The organism is Staphylococcus sp. HMSC061G12 (assembly GCF_001838465.1).
Lineage (GTDB): Bacteria > Bacillota > Bacilli > Staphylococcales > Staphylococcaceae > Staphylococcus > Staphylococcus simulans.
Genome location: NZ_KV837152.1, coordinates 141,691 through 148,783 on the forward strand (window position 1 = coordinate 141,691; position 7,093 = coordinate 148,783).

Annotated in this window: 6 protein-coding genes; 2 read left to right on the forward strand and 4 right to left on the reverse strand. The window is 33.4% G+C overall.

Going from position 1 to position 7,093, the window contains the following annotated elements:
- Positions 1-136: 136 nt before the first annotated feature.
- Positions 137-592, reverse strand: coding sequence for a MarR family winged helix-turn-helix transcriptional regulator (locus HMPREF2937_RS10855; RefSeq protein WP_002480016.1), 456 nt, complete (start codon positions 590-592; stop codon positions 137-139).
- A gap of 183 nt (positions 593-775) precedes the next feature.
- Between HMPREF2937_RS10855 and HMPREF2937_RS10860 the strand changes: the two genes are divergently transcribed.
- Positions 776-1,888, forward strand: a complete 1,113-nt coding sequence (locus HMPREF2937_RS10860; protein ID WP_070864576.1) for a DsrE/DsrF/DrsH-like family protein — start codon at positions 776-778, stop codon at positions 1,886-1,888.
- A 522-nt stretch (positions 1,889-2,410) separates the two neighbouring features.
- On the opposite strand, the gene HMPREF2937_RS10865 is transcribed toward HMPREF2937_RS10860, so the two are convergent.
- Positions 2,411-3,010: a TetR/AcrR family transcriptional regulator gene (locus tag HMPREF2937_RS10865; protein ID WP_070462685.1), complete on the reverse strand. Its 600-nt coding sequence runs from the start codon at positions 3,008-3,010 to the stop codon at positions 2,411-2,413.
- Positions 3,011-3,173: 163 nt separating this feature from the next.
- Here HMPREF2937_RS10865 and HMPREF2937_RS10870 point away from each other — a divergent pair, with 163 nt between their 5' ends.
- Complete coding sequence (locus tag HMPREF2937_RS10870; RefSeq protein WP_070462683.1) at positions 3,174-4,460, forward strand: YhgE/Pip domain-containing protein; 1,287 nt, start codon at positions 3,174-3,176, stop codon at positions 4,458-4,460.
- Positions 4,461-4,549: 89 nt separating this feature from the next.
- Here the strand turns inward: HMPREF2937_RS10870 and HMPREF2937_RS13555 are convergent, their stop codons facing one another.
- Together HMPREF2937_RS13555 and HMPREF2937_RS10880 are read right to left on the reverse strand one after the other, a co-directional pair.
- The gene (locus HMPREF2937_RS13555) at positions 4,550-5,695 is read right to left on the reverse strand and encodes a hypothetical protein (protein ID WP_070864577.1); all 1,146 of its coding nucleotides are present in this window, start codon (positions 5,693-5,695) and stop codon (positions 4,550-4,552) included.
- Positions 5,696-5,850: 155 nt separating this feature from the next.
- A complete protein-coding gene (locus HMPREF2937_RS10880; protein WP_002480021.1) occupies positions 5,851-6,684 on the reverse strand; it encodes a helix-turn-helix domain-containing protein in 834 nt (277 codons plus the stop codon).
- Between the last annotated feature and the right edge of the window lie 409 nt (positions 6,685-7,093).

The window sequence follows — 7,093 nt, forward strand, 5'->3', positions numbered from 1 at the left end:
CTCTTATACAATTCTAGGATAACGCTTCCATATATATTAGGTCAAGTAAGTTGACTTAACTTAAATATCTGCAACTATATAAAAAATACCGCCTTGAATGTTTCAAGACGGTACTCTACAGAGAGCATATTCAAGGTTATTCCTTGAACTCCCCTTTTAAATATTTTACTTCTTGGAATCCTGGACGTTTACTTGCGAGTTCTTCCATCATCGCATTCCAATCATTTCCGACTTCAGCTTTAATACTTTGAAGTAAATCATTTTGTGCTTTATTGATTTCTGTAACCAATGCATGACCTTTATCAGTCGCAAAGAGTTCTTTGACTCTGCCATCTATTTTAGATTTTCTTTCGACAACTAAACCTTCATCTTTTAGTTTTTTCAACGTTTGATGACTACCTTGTTTAGAGATTTCCATACTTCTTAGTAAATCTCTGATGGTAATCCCAGGCACTTTATCGATAAAGAATAAGAAGCGATGGTGTTGGCGGCGCATTCCTTTCTTCTCAATAATTTCATCTGCAGTATGAATAAATGTTTTATAGGCAAAATAGAACAAGAGATGATCATAGTCGTTATTATGTGCAGTCATGGTTCACAGTCCTTTATTTCAAAATGTTGTTTTCTGATAATTAACTTTATTATAGCAAGTCTTATAACAGACCTAAAGCACTGATTTTTCTTTTAAGCTTGGTTCAATCAAATAGAAACTTGTGCAATTTGTCTTTATTCTTTGTACAATGACATCAATATAGAACAAAAGGGAGATGATCGAATGGTTCGATTTAAAACTGTTCAAATCACAGACTTAACTGACGAAGACTTACAAGCTATGGGGGCACAAGATCAACTAATTGATGTAAGAGAAGCTGATGAATATGAAGCTGGTCATATTGAAGATGCGTTAAATTATCCACTTTCAACGTTAAATACGAAATTTCCATTAGACCAAGGCAAAACGTATTACATTTATTGTCAAAAAGGCGGACGCAGTCAACAAGCCAGCCAAATGTTAAGTGACAGCGGTTTTGATGTGATTAATTTAAATGGCGGTTATGAAGCATATCTTTCTCAACAAGAAGCACAAGCACAACCACAACATCAATCTGCAAGTAAGCAGGAGCAGACCGAAGTCACTGCCTCTGAGAAAACAATTAAACCAGAACGCAAACAATTAAACTACAGTGGTTTACAATGTCCAGGTCCTATCGTGAATTTAAGCCAAGCCATCAAGCAACTACAACCTGGCGAACAAGTTGAAGTGATTGTTACGGATTTAGGCTTTGCGAGTGATATACAAAGTTGGGCAAAACAAACGGGTCATCACTTAATTGATTTAAAAACAGATAATTCAAAAGTCACAGCTATCATCGAAAAAGGTGAAGCTTCTGATCAAGCTATGTCTGTCCACGAATCAAATAATGGCACAACGATTGTCTTATTCAGCGGTGAACTTGATAAAGCTTTAGCTGCTTTAATCATTGCGAATGGCGCACGTGCAGCAGGTCGTGAGGTTTCTATCTTCTTTACTTTCTGGGGATTGAACGCGTTAAAACGTACAGATGCGCCTAAAGTACAGAAAAAAGGATTAGAAAAACTCTTTGATTTCATGTTGCCAAAAGGTCCAGAAAGTATGCCGTTATCTAAAATGAATATGTTCGGTTTAGGACGCTTTATGATGAAACTCTTAATGAAACAAAAGAACGTCGATTCATTACCTGCTTTAATCGATAAAGCAATCGAAAATGATATAAAACTAATCGCATGTACTATGAGTATGGATGTCATGGGTATCAAACGTGAAGAATTGCGTGATGATGTCCAAATCGGCGGTGTTGGCACATATATCGGCGATACAGAACACGCCAAACATAATTTATTTATCTAAAGCATATAGATAATCCTCTGTCTTCAAATTAAGGTAGAGGATTTTTTACATCATCTTTAAATATCCTTCTTACTATTCAAAAATTAATCGAACATTTGTTCGCTTTTTCTTTGAAAACGCGTTCGTAAAATGCTAAACTTAATTCATGAGTAAAGGTCGTTCTACTATATTGTGAGTACCTCACGTGCCTTGAACTGCAAGAAAGTGAGGTGATATGGATGGACATTATAATCCATGAACTCACGATTAACTTTTCTTCAATTGTGCAAGTGACACTTTTAGCAACAGCCATCAAGTTTATTATCAGCAAGAACGACAAAAAAGACTAGCTATGCAGCAACATAACTAGTCTCTCATTCGGTTCGTTTGGTAATCACAATTGTGCGTTGTGAGCCTTTACTCTAGCCTTCAGTCCTGTAAGACTGAGGGCTATTTTAATACAACTAAAGCTTACCAAATTTATAGCCCACTTTCAATTAAATTGCGGTTCATCTAAAACAAGATTCCATACAATACATCATGCTATTGATCAGTAGCTAATAATCGCAATGGCCCATTAAATACAATCTTAGAAATATATTGAATTAATGTATCTATATCCACACGCTGTTCGTCTTGAACCCAATATTTAATCACACTCAACATTGATCCACTGACATAACTATGGAAATACATCACAGGAATACCAGCTATATCTCCTTTTGGATTCATTCGTAATTTCATGTTCTCTAAAATCATTTCAGAGATTCGTTCCTCTATTTGACTTTGTCTTTCTATTGTTAAAATAACTTGATAAAACTCTAAATTATTATAAACATGAGTGATCACATTTCTTAACACTTGATTAGAAAAGACTTCATAGAACTTATCAATAGATTCAATTGTTTTCATACTTTCAAAAATACGTGTTTTATCATAAAGCACATTCGCATATTCATCTTCCATCTTTTCTAATAAATCATATTTATCTTCATAATGCAGATAAAAAGTTCCTCTATTAATATCTGCGGCTTCTGTAATGTCATGAATAGTAATATGATCTAAGTCTTTTTGTTTAAGTAATTGAATAAAAGCCTTTTTAATCGCGCTTTGTGTTTTACGAACACGTCGGTCTACAGCCATAAATGAACACTTCCTTATTCTTTAATGAACAATTATCAACAATGTGTTGATTAACGAACACTATGCATTAAATTGGTCATTGCATCTATTTCATTACCAATTATAATAATCAAAGTAATGATAAATCAACACTATGTTCAATAAATCATAAGGAGTGAAAAAAATGAACATTTTAAAAAATAAACTACTTTGGATTGCGCCTATCGTATTAATTTTAATTATGATGTTATTATCAGTCGCATTCTATCCAGCATATAACTCAAAACCAAAAGACTTGCCACTAGCGATTGTGAATTTAGATGAGGGCACATCTATTCAAAGTAAATCTATTAATATCGGCAAAAATTTAGAAGACCATTTACTAAAAAATAAATCAGAGGCCATTCAATGGAAAGCTGTATCCAGTGAGGATAAAGCTAGATCAGGATTATTCAACCAAAAATATTACGGAATCATTGTCTTAGAAAAGGATTTCTCAAAACACGCCTTAAGCAAAACACAAGCAACTGTTATGAAAGCAAAACAACAAGAAATGGAAGACAAAGTAAAATCTGGAGAGATTCCACCACAAGTTGCACAGCAAATGGCGGAAAAAATGAAACAATCTGGATTAGAACAAGTAAAACCACAAGCTGCACATTTAAAAACAATTGTAAGTGAAGGTTCTGGTTTACAAGGCTCTCAAATAGCAAACAAAGTTTTTAATGGGATCAGCACGAATTTAAACCAAAAAGTCATGAAACAAGGCTTAAACATTCTAAATAAACAAAATGTCTCTATTCCAGCTAAAGAGATTGAAAGTTTAATTCAACCTGTTGAAACCAAAGCAGTGTCTGTTGATAAGGTGAAAGATCACCAAGCCAATGGTAATGCGCCATTCTTAATGTTTATGCCAGTTTGGATGGGATCTATTGTCAGCTCAATTTTATTATTCTTTGCGTTTAGAACTAGTCATTTAATTCAACGTAGTCAGCGTGTTATTGCGGCATTGAGTCAAATTGTTGTGGCTGTCCTCACAGCGTTTATCGGAAGCTTTGGATACATTTACTTTATGTCAGGCGTTCAAGGTTTCCACTTTGACCATCCAAACCGTGTCGCATGCTTTGTGATGTTAGCATTCTTAGGTTTCATCGGTTTGATTTTAGGTACAATGACTTGGTTAGGCATGAAGAGCGTACCAATTTTCTTCTTATTGATGTTCTTCAGTATGCAATTGGTCACTACGCCAAAAGAAATGTTGCCTAAATTTTATCGCGACTATATCGCAGGTTGGAATCCATTCTCTAACTATGCGACAACCTTAAGACAAATTATTTATATGCATCATCCTATTGAACTTAACACTACCGTATGGATGTTCATCGGCTTTATGACTTTCGGTATTATTTCAGTGATTGTAGCTGCGTTTGTACGTAAACATTCAGATAAAAAAGCTGAAATCCCAGCTTAAAGATTATTCTCAAATACAAAAATCAATCCACCTTCAAACACGCTTGGCTTTGAAGGTGGATTTTCATATCTTACCTTATTTAAACAACATTATTTCTTTTTCTTCTTTTTGTCTTTTTTCTTTTTATCCTTTTTCTTCTTGTCTTTTGAATCTTCTTTTTTATCGTCTTTCTTTTTACCTTTCTTCTTAGATTTCTTATCTTTGTCGTCTTTGTCGTCTTTCTTACCTTTTCCTTTTTTATCTTTGTCTTTCTTGTCCTTCTTCTCTTTTGTCTCTTTGTCTTTCTTATCTTTTGATTCTACTTTTTCTTTATCTTCTTGTTTCTTTTCTTTCTCTTCAGACGACTCTGATTCAGACTTGTCATCTTCAGATGGTTCATTTTCTGAAGATATTTTCTCTTCTTTTGCAGGCTCTTCTTTTACTGCGGTGAATTCTTCTTCTAGTTCTCCTACTGCGATGACTTCACCTTTGTCATCTGTAGTGAGTGTTGTTTCTAATTCTTCATCTTGCTCTTCATCTAGATGGTAACCCAATTCTAAGACCTGTAAATAAACGGTTACTTGGAAGTCTTTATATTCACCTTTATAGATAGCTTGAACATCACTTTGACGAGATTGTAAATCAGTATGTTCTGTTAACGCAGGTTCTATTACGTTAGTTTGTATAGGTTCTTCTACAATTTCTTCAATAGAATGATCACGTTCTTGTTGATGGTTTTGAATGCTTTTATAAATTAAATCAGCATCTTTCAACTCCGGATATTGTTTTAAAAATGCGCTTTTAGTTTCTGGTAATTCAAAGTCTTTCTTTGCTTTTACATCGATATAGACTGCCGCATAATGGAATTTTGTTTGGTCAGAAACATTGTAAACCCAAGATTTAGGCGGGTTCGTCATTTTCTTTAAATGTTCAGTAAAATCACGTTGAATTGTTGATACTGCATGACCTGCTTGGCCGCTAGCGCTTGGTTCAAAATCATGTACATAAACCGTTCTTAGTTTTACCATATCTATCATTTCATTTTGATCTAGAACTGCTAAATCTAAACGTGACATCTCTCTAGCGACAGTTTCTGACTGTGCTTGACGTAAAACTTGAATTCCTAATAAATCTTTTAATGACTTATCTATACCTGACACTAAAGTTAAATACGCCATATCATCTGCGTAGTGTTTAAAGTTACCTTCTAACTTGCCCAATCTTTTAGTTAAAGCATCTGCGATATTGATTTTCATGTTAATTCCCCCATAGGTTTGATTTATACACTAAGTTAGTAACTTATACCCTATCAGTCGCAAAATAAGATTAAGATTTTATTAGATTGAATACTAATTTAGATTTGCGTCACTCAAAATAAAAAAGCGGTACAGGAGTACACGCTTTATAAGAATTAGCCATTCATGAATTTCAAAACTTCATCATACACTTTTTGAGAACGTTCATTATTTTTAATACGTCTTTTTTGAGACCGAGCCACATACTCCATGGGCACCATATTAAATTGTTTCTTAAAATTGTTGAGGAAAGAACGTTTACTAGAGTATGAATATCTTTTCCAAACTTCTTTGGTTTTTTGATTATCTTCACCATTAATTAATAAATATTCTGCCACGTTAAAAATCTTCACTTGTTGTACGTAATCATTGTAGTTAACACGTGCTGCATCTTTAAATACACGTGATAAATAACTGATATTTAAATCAAAACTTTCAGCGATAGTTGTTAACTTTAACGCTTCATCTGAATGGTGATTGATGTACTCAATAATGTGGTTGATTGTCGGGTTATTAGTCATATTGAATAAGTAGATGTCGAAGTTTTCCAAGTAAACACGTAAGTATCTTACCAGTCGAACAATGGTCGCATTCGCTTTCACAAAGTTTGTTTCACATACATAACGTAAAGCCTGGATATAATCATTTTTAATGATATGGTGGATTTCAAAATTGCTTTCAACATGATTGATTTCTTTTAAACAGGCTGGCTTAAAATACACATAATGAATTGATAAACAGACAACTTTCCCTTCTTTAATCTCCACTTCCATATTTGTGAAATGTGGTTTTTGAACAAAAAGATCTCCTGTTTTATAGGTAAAGTGCTGTGCCCCTTTTTTAACGAAGACTGTACCTGATAAAACTAAATAAATATTAACGTACTCCTCGCTTTTCGAATTATCTTTTATACAAGACCAACCTTGAAAAATATTATAACTGTAATCCAAAAATATCCCCCCTAATAAAATAAAATGATAATGTGAATGAGTTCTTCTAAATATCCATAGAAAAGCAAGCAGTAAAATAGAAGTGTAAAAGAAGTGATGATTGAGGTAGATACATTTCATAACTGATGAAATTATCCAAAATAAGACTACACCTATTTATAATAAACTAAATGTTCAGAAAATTGAATGCTTTATTGTAAGTTTTTGTGCTAAAATGTTATATTTTTATCTGTTTTATTCAACCAGAAAGCCTTTAGTCCATTTTTTAAGTATATGTAAAATTACTTTATGATTTCTGTGGATTTCATTAAAAAAATTATTGACGCGTTACACATTCTCCTATATAATAAATCTTGTGTTAAAAAGCTATGGAGAAATACCCAAGTCCGGCTGAAGGGATCGGTCTTGA

Coding starts and splice junctions, on each gene's coding strand:
- HMPREF2937_RS10870 (WP_070462683.1), top strand. CDS start 3,174: ATGAACATTTTAAAAAATAAACTACTTTGGATTGCGCCTATCGTATTA.
- HMPREF2937_RS13555 (WP_070864577.1), bottom strand. CDS start 5,695: ATGAAAATCAATATCGCAGATGCTTTAACTAAAAGATTGGGCAAGTTA.
- HMPREF2937_RS10865 (WP_070462685.1), bottom strand. CDS start 3,010: ATGGCTGTAGACCGACGTGTTCGTAAAACACAAAGCGCGATTAAAAAG.
- HMPREF2937_RS10855 (WP_002480016.1), bottom strand. CDS start 592: ATGACTGCACATAATAACGACTATGATCATCTCTTGTTCTATTTTGCC.
- HMPREF2937_RS10860 (WP_070864576.1), top strand. CDS start 776: ATGGTTCGATTTAAAACTGTTCAAATCACAGACTTAACTGACGAAGAC.